The sequence below is a fragment of the Microcoleus sp. SVA1B4 genome, assembly GCF_036700545.1.
Lineage (GTDB): Bacteria > Cyanobacteriota > Cyanobacteriia > Cyanobacteriales > Microcoleaceae > Microcoleus.
Window position 1 is genome coordinate 172,788 of sequence record NZ_JAUBPB010000004.1, and the last position, 16,133, is coordinate 188,920.

Annotated in this window: 14 protein-coding genes; 10 read left to right on the plus strand and 4 right to left on the minus strand. The window is 45.1% G+C overall.

What is annotated here, in order from left to right; translation table 11 throughout:
* Nucleotides 1-223: 223 nt before the first annotated feature.
* The 4 genes from QT987_RS03765 (at nucleotide 224) to serS (ending at nucleotide 6,332) form a co-directional block, all read left to right on the plus strand.
* Nucleotides 224-1,819: a sugar ABC transporter ATP-binding protein gene (locus tag QT987_RS03765; RefSeq protein ID WP_333237375.1), complete on the plus strand. Its 1,596-nt coding sequence runs from the start codon at nucleotides 224-226 to the stop codon at nucleotides 1,817-1,819.
* Complete coding sequence (locus QT987_RS03770; protein WP_333237377.1) at nucleotides 1,816-2,820, plus strand: ABC transporter permease subunit; 1,005 nt, start codon at nucleotides 1,816-1,818, stop codon at nucleotides 2,818-2,820. The genes QT987_RS03765 and QT987_RS03770 overlap by 4 nt, the downstream gene beginning before the upstream one ends.
* Nucleotides 2,821-3,051: 231 nt before the next feature.
* A complete protein-coding gene (locus QT987_RS03775; RefSeq protein ID WP_333237379.1) occupies nucleotides 3,052-4,683 on the plus strand; it encodes an iron uptake porin in 1,632 nt (543 codons plus the stop codon).
* Between the two features lie 368 nt (nucleotides 4,684-5,051).
* Nucleotides 5,052-6,332, plus strand: a complete 1,281-nt coding sequence (gene serS / locus QT987_RS03780) for a serine--tRNA ligase (RefSeq protein ID WP_333237381.1) — start codon at nucleotides 5,052-5,054, stop codon at nucleotides 6,330-6,332.
* Between the two features lie 203 nt (nucleotides 6,333-6,535).
* Here the strand turns inward: serS and QT987_RS03785 are convergent, their stop codons facing one another.
* Nucleotides 6,536-7,552 carry a hypothetical protein gene (locus tag QT987_RS03785; RefSeq protein ID WP_333237385.1) on the minus strand — a complete coding sequence of 339 codons (1,017 nt, stop codon included), beginning with the start codon at nucleotides 7,550-7,552 and terminating at the stop codon, nucleotides 6,536-6,538.
* Between the two features lie 913 nt (nucleotides 7,553-8,465).
* Complete coding sequence (locus QT987_RS03790) at nucleotides 8,466-8,603, minus strand: hypothetical protein (protein WP_333053409.1); 138 nt, start codon at nucleotides 8,601-8,603, stop codon at nucleotides 8,466-8,468.
* Nucleotides 8,604-8,919: 316 nt separating this feature from the next.
* Between QT987_RS03790 and msrA the strand changes: the two genes are divergently transcribed.
* The 4 genes from msrA (at nucleotide 8,920) to QT987_RS03810 (ending at nucleotide 11,108) form a co-directional block, all read left to right on the plus strand.
* Nucleotides 8,920-9,573: a peptide-methionine (S)-S-oxide reductase MsrA gene (msrA, locus tag QT987_RS03795; protein ID WP_333237387.1), complete on the plus strand. Its 654-nt coding sequence runs from the start codon at nucleotides 8,920-8,922 to the stop codon at nucleotides 9,571-9,573.
* 129 nt (nucleotides 9,574-9,702) lie between these two features.
* Nucleotides 9,703-10,026: a hypothetical protein gene (locus tag QT987_RS03800; RefSeq protein WP_333053411.1), complete on the plus strand. Its 324-nt coding sequence runs from the start codon at nucleotides 9,703-9,705 to the stop codon at nucleotides 10,024-10,026.
* A gap of 121 nt (nucleotides 10,027-10,147) precedes the next feature.
* Nucleotides 10,148-10,489, plus strand: coding sequence for a YtxH domain-containing protein (locus QT987_RS03805; protein ID WP_333053412.1), 342 nt, complete (start codon nucleotides 10,148-10,150; stop codon nucleotides 10,487-10,489).
* A 37-nt stretch (nucleotides 10,490-10,526) separates the two neighbouring features.
* On the plus strand, nucleotides 10,527-11,108 hold the full coding sequence (locus QT987_RS03810) for a DUF948 domain-containing protein (RefSeq protein WP_333237389.1): 582 nt from the start codon (nucleotides 10,527-10,529) through the stop codon (nucleotides 11,106-11,108).
* Nucleotides 11,109-11,125: 17 nt separating this feature from the next.
* On the opposite strand, the gene QT987_RS03815 is transcribed toward QT987_RS03810, so the two are convergent.
* A complete protein-coding gene (locus QT987_RS03815) occupies nucleotides 11,126-12,913 on the minus strand; it encodes a cellulose-binding protein (protein WP_333237392.1) in 1,788 nt (595 codons plus the stop codon).
* Nucleotides 12,914-13,084: 171 nt separating this feature from the next.
* Nucleotides 13,085-13,591, minus strand: coding sequence for a DNA-binding response regulator (locus QT987_RS03820; protein ID WP_333237394.1), 507 nt, complete (start codon nucleotides 13,589-13,591; stop codon nucleotides 13,085-13,087).
* Nucleotides 13,592-13,818: 227 nt separating this feature from the next.
* Here QT987_RS03820 and QT987_RS03825 point away from each other — a divergent pair, with 227 nt between their 5' ends.
* Nucleotides 13,819-14,034 carry a hypothetical protein gene (locus tag QT987_RS03825; RefSeq protein WP_333237396.1) on the plus strand — a complete coding sequence of 72 codons (216 nt, stop codon included), beginning with the start codon at nucleotides 13,819-13,821 and terminating at the stop codon, nucleotides 14,032-14,034.
* Nucleotides 14,035-14,547: 513 nt separating this feature from the next.
* Nucleotides 14,548-16,133 (plus strand): dynamin family protein (locus QT987_RS03830; RefSeq protein ID WP_333237399.1); only part of this gene is annotated, 1,586 nt, incomplete at its 3' end.

Below are 16,133 nucleotides of genomic sequence, written 5' to 3' on the forward strand. Positions count from 1 at the left end.
CGCCAGTCCGCCAGGGACTGAAGTCCCTGGCTAATAGCTAAAGTCCTCTGAAGAGGACTCAGAAGAAGACTTTTCAAACTCATTAGATCTCTCCCAAAAAGCCTGTCAAGAACAGGTATCTTGCCTGTTCCACAAGAATTCTGGGATATCTCTATTAGTCCTCTTCAGAGGACTTTAGCTTTGAGGCAGGGGTTTCAACCCCTGCCGGACTGCGGGAAAGAGCGTGGAAAGTTGGCATCAATGGCAAGTGACATCCTCCTACACCAAATCTACGATGGTAAATAGCACTAAAAATTCAATCCAAACCAAGCCCGTCCTCGAAATGCAAGGTATTACAAAAACCTTTCATGGTTTTACAGCCTTGCACGATGTAAATATCACCGTTTACCCAGGCGAAGTCCACGCCCTCATGGGGGAAAACGGTGCGGGCAAAAGTACGCTGATGAAAATTCTGGCGGGGGCCTACATAGCCGATGCAGGCGAAATCAAAATTGACGGTCAAGCTGTTAAGATGACAGACCCCGGTCAAGCCAGAAATTTAGGGATAGCGATTATTTATCAAGAACTCAATCTCGCCCCCAATCTGACAGTTGCTGAAAACATTTTTATGGGCAGCGAGCTGAAGAAAGGAGGTACATTTTTAGACCAAGATGAAATGCGGCGTAGGGCTGCTGAGGTATTAACAAACCTCGATGCAAGTTTTGATGCTGGAGACCTGGTTTCCACACTTTCAATTGCCGAACAGCAGCAAGTGGAAATAGCTAGGGCGCTCAAAGATAAAAGCCGAATTTTAGTGATGGACGAGCCGACGGCCGCGCTTTCAGACCGCGAAACAGATAAGCTTTTTGAAGTGGTTCGCCGCTTGCGGAATGAGGACATTGCTATTATTTATATCAGCCACCGGATGGAAGAGATTTATGCCCTTGCCGATCGCGTGAGCGTCATCCGAGATGGCGGATATATTGGCTCTCTTGAAAAGCACGAAATTTCTGCCAATCGCTTGGTGGAAATGATGGTGGGTCGTTCTTTACAGGATTTGTACGAAAACAAGCATCAAATAACACCGGGCGCTGTTGTTCTTGAGGTAACAAATTTAAGCGACGGCCACAAAGTAAAGCCGGCCAGTTTTCAACTTCATGCGGGCGAAATTCTAGGTTTAGCGGGTTTAGTTGGCGCGGGGAGAACAGAACTTGCCCGCCTAATTTTTGGTGCGGATCGGAAGGTAAGCGGTGAAATTAAACTCGAAAATCGTCATCTTAATGTCTCGACACCCGATGAAGCAATGGCAGCCGGAATTGCTTACGTGCCAGAAGATCGCAAGGCTCTCGGACTATTTTTGGAGGCAAGTTCGGGTGAGAATATCACCATGAATGTCCTAGATCGAGAAGCAAAAGCTGGCATTATTAACTCAAATTTTCTGTTGAAAGTTGTCAATGATGCTATTAATAATTTGCAGATTCGCCTTGCAAGTCCGAGCATCAGGGCAATGGATCTTTCTGGGGGGAATCAGCAGAAGTTGCTGCTAGCGCGTTGGTTGGCTATCAACCCAAAGGTACTTTTGCTAGATGAACCAACGCGAGGTGTGGACATTGGCGCAAAAAGCGAAATTTATCGAATTATTAGCGATTTGGCAGCCAAGGGTGTAGGTATTTTAATGATTTCCAGCGAGTTGCCGGAAATTGTGGGAATGAGCGATCGCGTCTTAGTGATGCGAGCAGGAAGCCTCGTCGGTGAAGTAGGCGGATCGACTGGGGAAGCAATTACGCAAGAGAACATTATGGCTTATGCCACCGGGGCAACAGAGGTAAAAAAATCATGAGTCAAACAGAAGTAAAAAGCACTAGAAATCAATCAAGCGATCGCCAAAAAGCAAGTAAAGCTCAAGCTTGGAGAAATTTTGTCCAAGTGGCCGGCATCCTGCCGATTTTGGTTGGGATCTGTATAATTTTTTCGCTGGTAACGCCCAACTTTCTTTCAGTAGGAAATTTGATCAATGTCATCCGGCAAGCATCGATCAATATTGTCCTAGCTACCGGCATGACTTTTGTGATTTTGACAGGCGGAATTGACCTTTCTGTTGGGTCAATTTTGGGCGTGACGGCAGTTGTCGGGGTGCTGGTTTCCTTAGTTCCAGGTCTCGGTTGGTTTGCCGTACCGGCTGCGTTAATAGCGGGAATCTTTTTGGGATTGCTTAACGGCTCGCTAATTGCCTATTTAGGTTTGCCTCCGTTCATCGTAACCCTCGGTTCTTACACTGCTTTGCGAGGAGTTGCTTATTTAGTAGCTAACGGCACTACAGTTATCAATAGAAATCTGAATTTTGCTTGGGTAGGTAACAATTATCTCGGCCCAATTCCCTGGTTGGTTGTTATCGCTTTCCTCGCAGTTTTAGCGAGTTGGTTTGTCTTGCGGCGGACTGTTCTAGGGAGGCATATTTACGCCGTGGGAGGCAACATTCGGGCAGCACGATTGACAGGTATTAAGGTGAGTCGGGTGCTGTTGTTTGTTTACGGTGTTAGCGGGATGCTTTCTGGTTTAGGTGGAATTATGAGCGCCTCGCGCCTCTACAGTGCGACGGGGATGTTGGGGCAAGGCTACGAATTAGATGCGATCGCTGCTGTAATTTTGGGAGGAACGAGTTTCACAGGTGGAATTGGCACTATTTGGGGTACTTTGCTGGGGGCTTTAATTATTGCCCTGCTCAATAATGGACTAACTCTGATGAATGTGTCTTTCTTCTGGCAGTTAGTTGTCAAAGGTTTGGTGATAATTATCGCAGTGACGATTGACAAAGTTCGCACCGGTTCAAGCGCAGCGTAGGGGAAGCCAACCCCCCCCTGCCCCCCCAAGGGGGAAAAGGAAGAAGGAAGTTCGGCAAAGGATTCTGTAACGAATTTAACGGATGTAACTGAGATATTGCACCTTTCTCAATTACTTGCTTAGGAACGGGCAAGATGCCCGTTCCACAAAGAGTGAATTTTCTTGTGGAACGGGCATCTTGCCCGTTCTTGAGAATGATGCAATATCGGTTTTTATGTGGAGCTTTGTCCTATGCAGATCCAGCATTTTTATCACCTAATTACTGCTTTTATCCTGGGTTCACCTGCTCTCTTTCTACTAACATCATCCCCAAGTTTTGCTGCACCAATTGATAGATTAGTTGCTTCTCAACCGTTAAATACCTTGGCAGAAGACCCTTTCGCGCAGGTGAATTCTGTCTCTCAACTCTCGGATGTAAAACCCACTGACTGGGCGTTTCAGGCGCTGCAATCTCTAGTAGAACGCTACGGCTGCATTGTCGGTTATCCCGACGGAACTTACAGAGGAAACCGGGCGCTGACGCGGTATGAATTTGCAGCAGGATTGAATAGCTGTCTCGATCGAGTCAGCGAACTAATTGCCGCAGGAACAACCAACCTGATTACTCGGGAAGATTTAGCGAGCGTCCAAAAACTGCAAGCAGAATTTGCAACTGAATTATCGGTGTTGCGGGGTCGAGTCGATGCTCTCGATGCACGCACGGCACAACTAGAAGCGAATCAGTTCTCGACTACGACGAAGATGAATGCGGAAATTATCGTGGTGGTAACAGATACCTCGGGTAACAGTGTTGGGGATTCGGGCGATCGCACCAACCCTATTCTTGCCAACCGGGGGGGAGTAAATTTTGAAACCAGCTTCACCGGTCGCGATATGCTGAGAACCCGTTTGGAATTCGGCAACTTGGACAGCCTTGCCGAAGAGACGGGTACAAATATGACGGCATTGGGCTTTGAGGGCAATACCGACAACACAATCACCGTCCCTCACGTATTGTATTTCACCCCGCTGACCTCTAATCTCTCGCTGACCGTCGGCTCCACAGGTGTTGGGTATCCCGATATTGCGAATTTGCTGACTCCTCCAACGATCCCCAGCGGTAGTCAGGGAATTCCCTCGAAGTTCGGACAATACAGTGCCCTCTTCCGCCGGGGGGGTGGCGGTGCTGGTCTCAACTGGACGATCGTCCAAAACCTCACCCTGGCTGTGGGCTATGTAGCCGGAAATGCCAATCTCTCGCAGTCAAGTAACGGTTTATTCAACGGTTCGTACAACGCTTTGGTTCAGCTTGCCTACCGGGGCGATCGCGGAGGAATTGGCGTAGCCTATTCTCGTACCTTTACACCAAGCGGTAAAGTCGATCTCACAGGCGGTACGGGTAGTTTTCTGGCTGCGCGACCGTTTGGGGACAATATTGCTACATCCAGCGATTCTGTAGGCGTACAAGGATTCTACCGCCTTGCTCCCCGCTTGCAAGTTCACGGTTGGGGCGTTTATACTCGCGCCAATGCAGAAAATTCCGGTGTTAGCAGCGTTTCTGATGGTAGAGGTGGCGTGGTTTTGCTAAATGTTGACGGGGACGATCGCGCCGATATTGTGTATGCAGCGATCGGGGTAAGTTTCCCAGATGTGGGAGGTGAAGGCAATCTACCGGGGATTTTAGTGGGTTTACCAGGTCGCGTGACGAGCAGTAATGTGCGCCGCGAGCGAGATACTTCCTATCACATTGAAGCTTTCTATCGCTTTCAGGTCAACGACAACATTTCCATCACCCCTGGTGTTTGGGCCGTTGTTAATCCTGAGAATGACAGCCGCAACGACACTCAATGGGTTTGGTTGCTTCGCACTGGCTTTAACTTTTAAGCGGAAAGATATTTTAGTAACCTAGTCCAGGACACAAAAACCCAGTTTCTTGACGTAATTGCCTCATTTGAGACGATAATCGCGAGAAACTGGGTTTTTTAGACTAATAGTGCATCCAGGGCTTCTATTCCATGCCACACAACAAAAAACCCCTACCATCGCTGGCTGGGGTAGAAAATTATCAGGGTGCATCTACTAATATTTGCAACTATAACATACATTTGTGGGGTGTCACCCTTCAGGGGTGACACCCAACGAGGATTTCAAGTCAGAATAAGTTATGATTTAATATGCCAATGATTAACAAAGCTTTTATATCATCTCGTTCTGTCCCAGCCGCTCTAAAATTTAAGATTTAGAATAAATCTGTGCTAGACCTCAAATTAATCCGAGACAACCCGCAAGCCGTGCAAGAAAGCCTCAACCTGCGCGGAGGTAACTATGAAATCGAGCCGATTTTGCAATTAGACAAACAGCAGCGGGAGTTGGAAGGCAAGCGATCGCAACTACAAGCCCGCAGCAACGAAATTGCCAAACTCATCGGTCAAAAAAGAAAATCGGGTTTACCCCTCGAATCTCCCGAAATTCAGGAACTGCAGGCAGAAGGCAACGCCGTCGGCACCGAGTCGAACGAACTGCAAGCACAGGAAAAAGAGCTAAAAGCTCAAATAGAAGCTTTATTGCTGCCGCTGCCAAACTTGCCTGGTTCCTCAACGCCGATCGGCAAAAATGAAGAAGAAAACGTCGAAATCCGGCGCTGGGGAGACGAATACATTCCCCAAAATTCCGGTATTTTACCGCACTGGGAAATCGGCGAAAAATTAGGAATTATCAACTTTGAACGGGCAGTAAAAATCGCTCAGCCCCGCTTTGTCAGCTTAATGGGAGCCGGGGCCGCCCTAGAAAGAGCAATTATTCAATTCATGCTCGATCGCCACACAAAAGCAGGTTATGTAGAAGTAATTCCCCCATTTTTAGTTAACACTGAATCCCTCACAGCTACGGGTCAATTACCCAAATTTGCTGAAGAAAGTTTCAAGTGCGACCAAGATGATTTGTGGTTAATTCCTACTTCCGAAGTTCCGGTTGTCAATTTGTACAGAGGTGAAATTTTGACAGCAGAACAGTTGCCAATTTATCACTGTTCTTACACTCCTTGTTTTCGCCGGGAAGCTGGCAGTTACGGCAAAGATACGCGGGGATTAATTCGATTGCACCAATTTAATAAAGTTGAATTGGTAAAACTTGTGCATCCGAGTACCTCCGAGGCAGAGCACGAAAAGTTAGTGCAGGATGCTGAGGGAGTTTTGCAGGCGCTGAAATTGCCTTATCGGGCGATCGCGCTGTGTACCGGCGACTTAGGTTTCGCCGCAGCCAAAACCTACGATTTAGAGGTGTGGCTGCCATCTGCTGGCAAATACCGCGAGATTTCCAGTTGTTCCAACGTCGCAGATTTTCAGGCGCGGCGGGCCAATATTCGCTTTAAAGAAGCGGGTAAAAAAGGCACTCAATTCGTTCACGCGCTGAACGGTTCCGGTTTAGCTGTGGGCCGGACAATGGCAGCAATTTTGGAGAATTACCAGCAGCCCGACGGAACTGTAAAAGTGCCGGAACCCTTACAACCGTATTTGGGACGAGAAGTTTTATAGACAAGATGATTCGGCGATTAACTGGTTGCCCAGGCTCTGCCTGGGAACCGATGTACAGAGGCTCTGCCTCGCTTGCTTGCGAAAATTGCAGGCAGAGCCTGTGGATCTCCGTTACCAGGCTCTGCCTGGTAACGAGTAACGAGTAAAACTCTTGTGGTGTAGGCATCCTGCGTGCCCTTGGCTGGCTATTTACCAGATATCTATTACAGTTGGAGCAACGCTTCTTTGATATTTAACGCTAAAAATCTATCCAATGCTAGATACATCCAATAAACAGATAACTGACTATCGCTGCTAGTCTTCTGAAATCCCAAAGCCAGGGACTGTTTTTCGTACATGGGGTGGATCATCAGGGTGTACAAGTCGCAAAGATTGGGAAAATCTGTTTGCATTTCGCCTAAAACTTTTTGTGAGTCTTCGAGAAAAGCAATGCGGTATTCTGACAAATACTGCGGATCGATCATCCAACTGCGGACAAATACTGACTGGCAATTTTGATCTCCTGGTAACGCCATTTTGAAAGGATCGATATCGGAAATTGAGCTTAAATGAAGCCCTTTACTAGGAGCATTAAAAAAATTCACTTCCGATTCGCTAGCTGTGGGATAAAGTAAGTAAAACCCGACTGGATTTAGATTATCTGAGCGCCGCAAAACTCGCATTCCCTTTGAGTATTGATGGGCAAAAAGCCGGAGTATTTTAGCAATTTTGTGGGGAACTGTGTTAGTGTTGCGGTTCATCCAGTTGTAATTGGTGGCTAATAAATTGGCAACGATAATTGCGTCGCACCGAGGGTTGAAATCATCTAATTGGAGTTGTACAGGCTTTTGAGGTTCGGCGGTTTCTAAAATTTCTGAAACTGACTGAATTTTAATTGCCGTAGCGTTACCATCAAAGTGTTTTGCGATTAATCCGAGTGCTGCTAATTTATCTAACATCATTCCGGCGGCGCGATCGCTCCCGCGATCGGAATCGCAGTAAAATAGTTCGGCGGCTTCCCGGTGAGTGCACTGCACTTCTGTTGCTGGCACTTCCAGTTTCGCCAGCGGTGGTTTGAGACGGGGCTGGCTTTCCTGAAGCTGTTTCACCGATAAGTAAACCCAAAGCCTGATAAAGCATTCAGCCCTAGTGCGGGTTACGCCTACTCGTTTCATCAACAGCGAAACAGCCGTGCGGCGTTGAGAAGGAGAATACCAAGTATCTAGTTTTGCAATATCCATTTCAGTCGGGAAGCTGCGAAGGAACTCTAGTTACATATTGGCTCAATTACATAAAACTTCACCCCACTTCAGGTTATTTGTTGCCGCTGTTGCTCAACTTGCCTGATTTCCGGCGACTCTACAAGATAGCTGCTTGCTCGTTGCAAGTTCACAAATCACAAAGCACAATCAATTTTAGATATTTTATGACCCGACTAAATTAGCAACTTTAGAGGTTTACGTCATGTACAGTGCTGATACCAATTTAATATGAAGCTGCATAGAATAAAGCTTCAAGAATGAAATTGTAATAAGATAGCGAACTGCGACAGTTCAGGTGTGATTTGTTGCAGAACAAGATTAAGTCGTTCCTGCAATAGGGTTCTTGGAGCCTCTATCGATATTTGGAACTGCAAAAAGAGATGAGGAATGTTTAAAAGTATGGTGCTACTTATAGCAATCTTTGCAGGAGTCGTAAATTTTTTACCCCACCCCAACCCTCCCCGAAATCGCGGGGAGGGAGTAAGAAATTCACAAATGATTTAGGATGGCTATAAGCTGTTGTGCATTTAAATTGTATATTTCGAGTCCCGATCAAAAATCGTCAAGTCCTCTCCCCCGATCCCCATCGGACCCTCTCCCTCTCTAATACCATAGGCAATCTAGATGCAACACAGCTTATGTAGGGTGCAACCTAAGCACCTTACGACTATTTACTGACTGCCAACAATCTAGATAAACCCGCCCCCACACAATGAATAATCTGCATCAACGCTGTCTGTGAACGCATCGAAAAAATGTACATTTGGATTGTTCGTCTTGGGAGGGCGGGTTTTTCAGATTATTCGTTTCCGACATAGATGGTTGGTAAAACCCGCCCCTACGCAATCTGAAATTATAGTTGATTTTTCAGGTATAAAATTAAGAGGAAAACTCAAGCGGCTGCTAGCTGTGCTTGTTCTGCTGCTTGGGGCAAAGTCTGATTTACCACAATCCACTTGCCTGTAATTGGGTCGCGGTAAGTAATAAAGGGATTAGATTTTAAAGGTTGACTGCAAGGTTTAGCGCCCATCTCTACACACTCCCTATAAATGGCATTGAATAACTACTACAACACCATACCTTTAATAATCGGCTATTTTGCCTAAAATCCGCGTGATTTATACCTCAACAATAGGTGATATTTTAGGTGTGTTTTGGTGACATAGAACACTGCCTAATGTGATTGAAAACTGCGTGGGCAGTGAGCAGTATCACCAAAAACCTTCCGTAAAAAAATCTGCCTTGTGGTTTTTACCTTCTACCTTTAAGCAGACCACTGTTTTCAGTATACATCTGATATTATTAAGTAAGGTAAAGATGTTTATCAGAGATCCCCTCACAAACTTATGGTGCTATTTGGATTTGGCAAAAAGTCGAGCCTGCCCTCTCCCCAAGAGGCATTACCGGGACGGGCAGAGTCGATGTCGGTACCGGCAAGTCACTTTGTTAACGGCAATCCGCTCAAACCTCCCTTTCCAAACGGCATGGAGACTGCGTTGTTTGGCCTGGGCTGTTTTTGGGGAGCGGAACGCAAATTTTGGCAGCAAAATGGAGTTTTTTCGACGGCTGTTGGCTACGCGGCCGGGATTACTCCGAATCCTACTTACAAGGAAGTTTGCAGCGGGATGACGGGACACAATGAAGTAGTTTTGGTTGTGTTCGATCCGAAAGTAATTAGTTACGAAACGCTGCTCAAAGTTTTTTGGGAAAGTCACAATCCTACTCAAGGAATGCGTCAGGGCAATGATTCGGGTACTCAGTATCGATCGGGAATTTACACGTATTCAGCCAGCCAAAAGCAGCTAGCTGAAGCTTCGCGCGATGCTTACCAGCAGGCTTTGACTGCGGCCGGTTACGGCAAGATTACCACTGAAATTATTGACGCGCCTGAGTTTTATTACGCAGAAGGCTATCATCAGCAGTATCTTGCTAAAGACCCGAACGGTTATTGCGGCTTGGGCGGTACTAAGGTTTGTTTGCCTGCTATGTCTCAGGCTTAAAACTTTTACAATGGCTATTTTGAGGCGGTTGCAATAGTCCGGCAGTCCGGCAGGGGTTTAAACCCCTGCCTCAAAGCTTAAGTCGTCTGAAGACGACTGAAAGGTTATTGAGATGGTAAAAGGGATTAGTTGAAAGCAGGTAAAATAATGCTGGCTGGTGTGGTAATTATCAATTTAATGATATCTCTGGTCTGTTTTTATATAGCTGCGAAGGTGGGGAAAATCAGGCGGACGATCGCACGTTTGGAACTTCGGATCGCAGCAATCGAACGCTGTAGCAGCAATGTCCTCAGTATGTCGCCGGATTTCCTTGGTAAAAGGCAGCAAGGTACCCGCCAACTGCGACGGCGTTATCAACAACTAGAATTGCAACTGCAACAGGTTCAGCAACTTTTGGGATTGCTGGGTTTGGGACGGATGCTTTGGTCCAGGCGCGATCGACGTTTGAGGTAAGCTATCCTAAAATTGCCGCCTGTGCTGACTCCCTAGGGTTTTCAACAATATTTCTACCTTTGTAAAGGGCTGCGATCGGGCAAACGCCCCTAAAATTGGTGTATGGAGAGAAGTTATAAAAATGTCAACTAAACGTTCAGGATTATTTATTGGCGGTTTGCTTGTGGGTTCTGCGATCGGGGCCGTGACTGGCTTGCTGATGGCACCGCGACCGGGCAAGGAGACGCGGCAGATATTGAAAAAATCAGCGGATGCTTTGCCGGAGTTGGCGGAGGATTTATCGACTAGCGTGCAATTGCAGGCCGATCGACTTTCTGAAACTGCCATCCGAAATTGGGACGAAACTTTGATTAGACTCAAAGAGGCGATCGCGGCCGGTTTGGAAGCGACTCAGCGGGAACGCCAAACCCTGTCGGAAGCTGAATCTGAAGTGAGTCCCTCCTCGCGCCCTCCCATCCGCTAAATGGCATGAAATTCTCAACCCCCAATCCCAGATTCAAGTGAGCGATCCTATATTTTGGCTAGGACTTTCAATTTTGCTAGTAGCAGTTAGCCTGACTGCTGTTTTAGTGACTTTAATACCTGCAGTGCAAGCGCTGGCCAGGGCGGCCCGCAGCGTGGAAAAGCTCGCTGACACGCTTTCTCGCGAATTTCCGCCCACTTTGGAGGCGATTCGCTTGACGGGGCTGGAAATTAGCGAGTTGACGGATGATGTCAGCGAGGGAGTACAAAGTGCGGGCGAGGTTGTCAAACAGGTCGATCGAAGTATTGGTAGCGCCAAAAAGCAGGCGCAAAACGTGCAGGTAACTACTCGCAGCGTGGTGACTGGGATTAAGGCTGCTTGGAAAACTTTAACTCGCAAGCCACCGATTTCGGGAACAAATCGCCGATCGACAGATAGATTGTCGCCGAGTCAAAGAAGTGCGATTTCGCTAAGGGATTCGGGCTTGGAGGATAGGTATTCTGGGCATTACGGTGCGGGTGCGAGTAATGGGGAATCGCCACGGTTGAGGGGTAGCGAGGGTTCTGGTTTGCCGGGGGATGCGGAAGATTTTGAGGAAGTGCGATCGAACGATTCTTGATTGCACCCAATTCCCGATCATCCCTCCACAGCACACCCATCCCACCAGCAAGGATTCTTATCAATAAAATCCATCAAAGCATCATACTTAGGCGAACCCTTTTGTTCCACATATTCCAAAGCCCCCCAACTTCCCCACTTACTAAATCCACCCACGTCCACAAAGTGCATGAAAAGACTGCCTCCAGCTTGTTTCCAACTATTCAGTAATTGAGTGTACATATCATACATTTCAGGACGCCTATTTAATGCCATAAAAAACTCAGTCAGTTTTTCGTTATTCTCAACTCCTTCAATACCTACAATATGTTGACCGCCCTCGTAAACAAATAACTTGAGACCTTTTTTTTGAGCCACATCTAAGAAATACTTAAAGTCATTCTCAACATCGGGCAAACTATCTTTGAACCCCGGCAGTAACCCGCCCTCTCTTAATTGCTTAAAAGCTTTGCCAAATCCGCCATCTGCGTCATTCAACCAAGACTCTACTGTGCTGACACTTTCTTTCCCGCCCAAGTTGCCGCTAAAATATCCAGCTATGGCTACGGCATCAATACCGTGTTGATAACAAGGTTTATTGCCTTCAGCCACCCAATAGGAACACTCTAAAGAATAAGTTTCTAAATCTCTCCAGGCTCTTTGAGTTCCTAACACGCAGACAACTCGATTCTTTTGATCCTCAAAAACACCTTTCCAGATATCGCACATTTGAGCAGTACGCATTCCGTACCATTGCATAAAAGCATCGCCTTTATCTCCCCACTTCGCTTTACCTTGTTCCAAAGCATAATGCGATTGTGGAAATAACCAATTCCAAACCTCATTAGAATACTCTACATAAACTTTCAGCTTTGGATCTAAACTATCTTTTACCATTTTAGCAAAGTTAGTCATATATTCATCCGTAGCCTGATGCGGCATATTAAACCAGGGTTCTTCTTGGACTTTATTAGCTAAATTCACCATGACTTCTATGGGAACACTGCCTCTGTAAGAATAGGATACACTCTCTGGTTTAGGTCGGTTTGACCATTGTTTTTGTTCAGAACCATTTGTCTCCATCCAGTCCATAAAACGCAAAACTCTAAATTTTTTAATCTTGTCTATAAACAGCGGATTAAATATTTCACCGCTTTGAATAAGCTGTTCATCTTGGGAGTGAAACATTTTAATGTTGCGGATATAGTTCCCTGTTTTATTGGGATCGGTAGCAGTAATTGTAATCATTATGCCTCCGCCTTGTGTGGCATCGACATTAATGATATCCCTCCCAGGTTTCGACGCAGCCTCATCTTTTTTGGCATCAAACCTATATTCGATCGCACCTTCACCCTCATAAGTAACAATATATTGCCCTGAAGGATAGCGATTGGGGATTTCCCTAAGTAATAGGGTACTTACCCTAGTATATTTAGGAGCATCTTCGGGCGATGGGAGAGACTTCACCCACCCATTTTCATCAAGGTTTAAAAGATTATACTCTTCTGTATCCCATTCACCTTGACAGTTTGGTTGTCCGCTGACGCATTGAGTTATCCATTGTCTAGAAGATTTGAAAGCATCTAAAAAGGGTAATTGTGTTGACGAGTCAGCAATACCGTGAAGCCCAACTCCTAAAGAAGAGCGAGAATTTGATGTATTTTGTATATCTGCCCGCACAGCTACTGTGTTATCTACTTGCCGTACTGGTGTGGGAGCAATATTAGTTGTTAAAGCCCAACATCCGGGAATGAAAATGACAAAAATTAATAAACCCAGCACAAAGCCCAAAACTTTTTTGTTCGATCTGATACTTAATCGAGACATAAATTTGACTAATTTGATTGTTTTAGGTAAAATCGAAGCGTGTGAAGCTGTTTTAATTTTGATATTTTATCAAAAAGTTCATTCTCAAACTATCAGCTATAAGATTATTAACATTTTGGTCTTTCAGTGGAGGGGCGATCTCCCTTTCTGTACCCAAGTGCGATCGCCCATCTAACCGTCTTTATCCAAATCTTCGGTTTTCGTCGGAGTTTCTGAAGTTGAGGGGAATTCTAGTCGAATGTTAATATCAATTGATACTGTATTTTTCTCAATCACACCTATACCAACTATTTTTACTAATGCTTCTGTAGGTACAGAATTATTTATTTTAAATTCAGGAGAAGACAGAGTTTTATATCCGGCTTCCTGTAGCCGATCGCAAATATTGCGCCAATTTCCTACAGGTTCGTTAGGTACATCTGCGATTTTTTTAACATATTGGTATAAAGTTTTACATAAATAAACCTCTGCACTTTTGGAACTCTGAAACAGTTGGCGGGCGATTTCGGCGGGGCTGCAACCGGAAAGCAATCCTCGCAGGTAAAGTTTTTCTGTTTCGGTTAGTCCCCTGCGCGATCGGGGAGAGATTTGCCGTTTAGCTTCTGCAAAAGCTTGGTACAGCCTTTCTAAGTCCCAGTGTTTCGCGGCTTCGGCAAATAAGTCTTCTTTTGATGCCATTGTCGGGTTTTGTGAGATGTGGCTAACGATAGCATAACCGAAATTGCTAGCGTTTGTTAGTTGTTTGCTAACAATAGGTAGTCTAGTATTAAATTACCGACTCATTGTCTAAGTGCAAATACTTAGAAAAGCGGGAAAGTGCGATCGTGATATTTCAAATTTTACCTGTTTAGTTAACTTTCATTAGTCAAAAAGTTAGTTTTTGTTCCTTAAACTGAGGTATTTCAATGGCTAAAGGTGATGAAATAGCGAAAGCGGCAGGTTCCGCTGCTGCGGGTGCGGCTGCGGGTGCTGGTGTGGTAGCTGCTTCTGGTTTTACGGCAATTGGTGCTGTTGGTGGAGGTGCTGGTATGGGTGCTGCTGCTGGCCCCGTTGGTATAGCCGTAGGTGCATTAGCAGGTTTGGCATTTTACGGGATTAGCAAGGCTTTTTCTGACGACTAAATATTGACTCGCGCCAGGGACTTCAGTTTGCACCATAGTCAATAACGGGCAAGATGCCCGTTCCACAAAGAGTGAATTTCTTGTGGGATGGGTATCCTGCCCGTCCCTTCCACAAAGAGTGAATTTCTTGTGGGATGGGCATCCTGCCCGTCCCTTCCACAAAGAGTGAATTTCTTGTGGGATGGGCATCCTGCCCGTCCCTAAAAGGCTTATTGAGAATGGTGCAATATCTCAGTTAAAACCGACTGGAAACGCTCAGGCAATTATCTTTGTGTCTGTTCTCATATTTTATTCAATCAAGATTATTAACTTATGTCTTCTCAAGAATTTCAAGCAGCATACACCAGCATTCACAGTACAGGCACTTTCCTCTTACAATATCTCAAAGAATTCCGTGACGGACTCCGCATTCAGGGAGATGAAAGTCAAGGGCTACAAAGCATTGAAGATGAAATTAAAAAAGCTTTAAAGGCTTTGCAAGATCAGAAGTATCAAGTAGCTGTCATTGCAGCAATGAAAGCTGGCAAAAGCACCTTCTTAAATTCTATCATCGGTGCTGATGTGCTGGCGAGTGAAACGGCCGCCTGTACTATCTGCCGTACAGATGTCCGACACATTAAAGAGGGTGAAACTCCTAGACTTTTAGAGTATCGAGAAGGACAAAGAAAACCAGTCATTCTTGTTGAGGGTAATGCAGGCGAAATTCAGCAAAAATTCCTGCTACGTACCCGTGAAATCAGAGAACAAGGCAATCCCGATAACACTACACGCTTTGAGATAGAGCATCCGATTGAAGCAATTAGCCAATTATCTTCTCTCACAGGCTTTACCTTAGTTGATACTCCCGGCCCTAATGAGTGGGAATCTGCAAACTTCAACATAAATGAACTGAAGCAGACAGCACTAGAAGCACTGCGAACCTGCAATGCCATTCTGTTTATTTTAAACTACGCTTCCTACAAAGATAATGCAGTGGCTGATTTGTTTAAGGATGTAGTTGAAAATCGTAAGGATTTTATAGCTGAGAACACGGGAAAAATTTACTTTATTTTGAATAAAGTTGACCAAAAAACAGAGAGAGACAAAGAAATTGCTGATGTCATTAAAGATTTAGAGCGAGAGTTAGTCGGTTTTGGCTTTTGCAATCCAGTTATTTACCCTGCTAGTTCTCGACAAGGACTTTTAGCGAAACTAATTCAGCAAGCAAAGGCCACTGAAAGCGAAAAAAAAGACTTTAAAAAATTCTTCAGCGCTAGGTATGCCACGGAAGATGAGGAAGGGAACCAGATTATCCCTGCACCTCATAAAATTGCACCGCAAGCACTAGCAGATAGCGGTATCCTAACCATTCAAGAAACAGTCATTCAAAGGATTACGCAAAATTCTGGATGGAATTTATTGACTGAGGTGGTGGCAGAAATTGATAAAGCTGCTAAGGCAATTGAAGATACTCTGAATACAGATATCAGGGGTTGGGAAATGGGGATTGAAGCCCTCAAACAAAAAGTTGAAGAGTACAGGAAACGCTCAGAGAATGCGAGGTACAAAGTTGAGTTAGTCAAAAATACTGTCGAGCAAGAAAAACAAATACTAATCCAAGGATTTAGTCAAGGCATTAACACATTTGCGAATAAGGCTAAAGAGCAGATAGGCAGTGAGATTCATAAAATTGCCGAATCTCGTCGATCCGCTAAATCTCCTAAGTCAAAAGAAAATCTCTTGTTGCCCCAATCAGTAGAAGTTAAAACTAACAATGGGGTTTTTGGACAATTAGTGGGAGAAATTGGAGAAAGACTGTTAGAATTGATACCTTCTTTCGGTCCAGTATTAGGAAAAGCATTCAAAGTCACTACGTCTTTGTTGGATGGACTGAGTGAGTCTATTCCAGAAGCTTTCAATACCTCTGTTTCTGAACAGATTGTTGATAGTGAAGAGTTTGATCCGTACATTATTCGGTGTAAAACAAAGGCTGAAGCTGAAAAAATAATTAAAACAATTAATAAGTTTTGTCCGCCCTATATTCAGGGTAAACGCATCTTAACTGGAACCCAAAATATGCTACAGTTAAATCCGACTAAATTTCAATGTAGTTTGTTGTA

Excerpts from the sequence above, each read along its gene's own strand:
- QT987_RS03790 (WP_333053409.1), bottom strand. The coding sequence starts at position 8,603 with ATGGGCGCTAAACCTTGCAGTCAACCTTTAAAATCTAATCCCTTTATT.
- QT987_RS03825 (WP_333237396.1), top strand. The coding sequence starts at position 13,819 with ATGGCTAAAGGTGATGAAATAGCGAAAGCGGCAGGTTCCGCTGCTGCG.
- msrA (WP_333237387.1), top strand. The coding sequence starts at position 8,920 with ATGGTGCTATTTGGATTTGGCAAAAAGTCGAGCCTGCCCTCTCCCCAA.
- QT987_RS03820 (WP_333237394.1), bottom strand. The coding sequence starts at position 13,591 with ATGGCATCAAAAGAAGACTTATTTGCCGAAGCCGCGAAACACTGGGAC.
- QT987_RS03805 (WP_333053412.1), top strand. The coding sequence starts at position 10,148 with ATGTCAACTAAACGTTCAGGATTATTTATTGGCGGTTTGCTTGTGGGT.
- QT987_RS03770 (WP_333237377.1), top strand. The coding sequence starts at position 1,816 with ATGAGTCAAACAGAAGTAAAAAGCACTAGAAATCAATCAAGCGATCGC.
- QT987_RS03785 (WP_333237385.1), bottom strand. The coding sequence starts at position 7,552 with ATGGATATTGCAAAACTAGATACTTGGTATTCTCCTTCTCAACGCCGC.
- QT987_RS03775 (WP_333237379.1), top strand. The coding sequence starts at position 3,052 with ATGCAGATCCAGCATTTTTATCACCTAATTACTGCTTTTATCCTGGGT.
- QT987_RS03815 (WP_333237392.1), bottom strand. The coding sequence starts at position 12,913 with ATGTCTCGATTAAGTATCAGATCGAACAAAAAAGTTTTGGGCTTTGTG.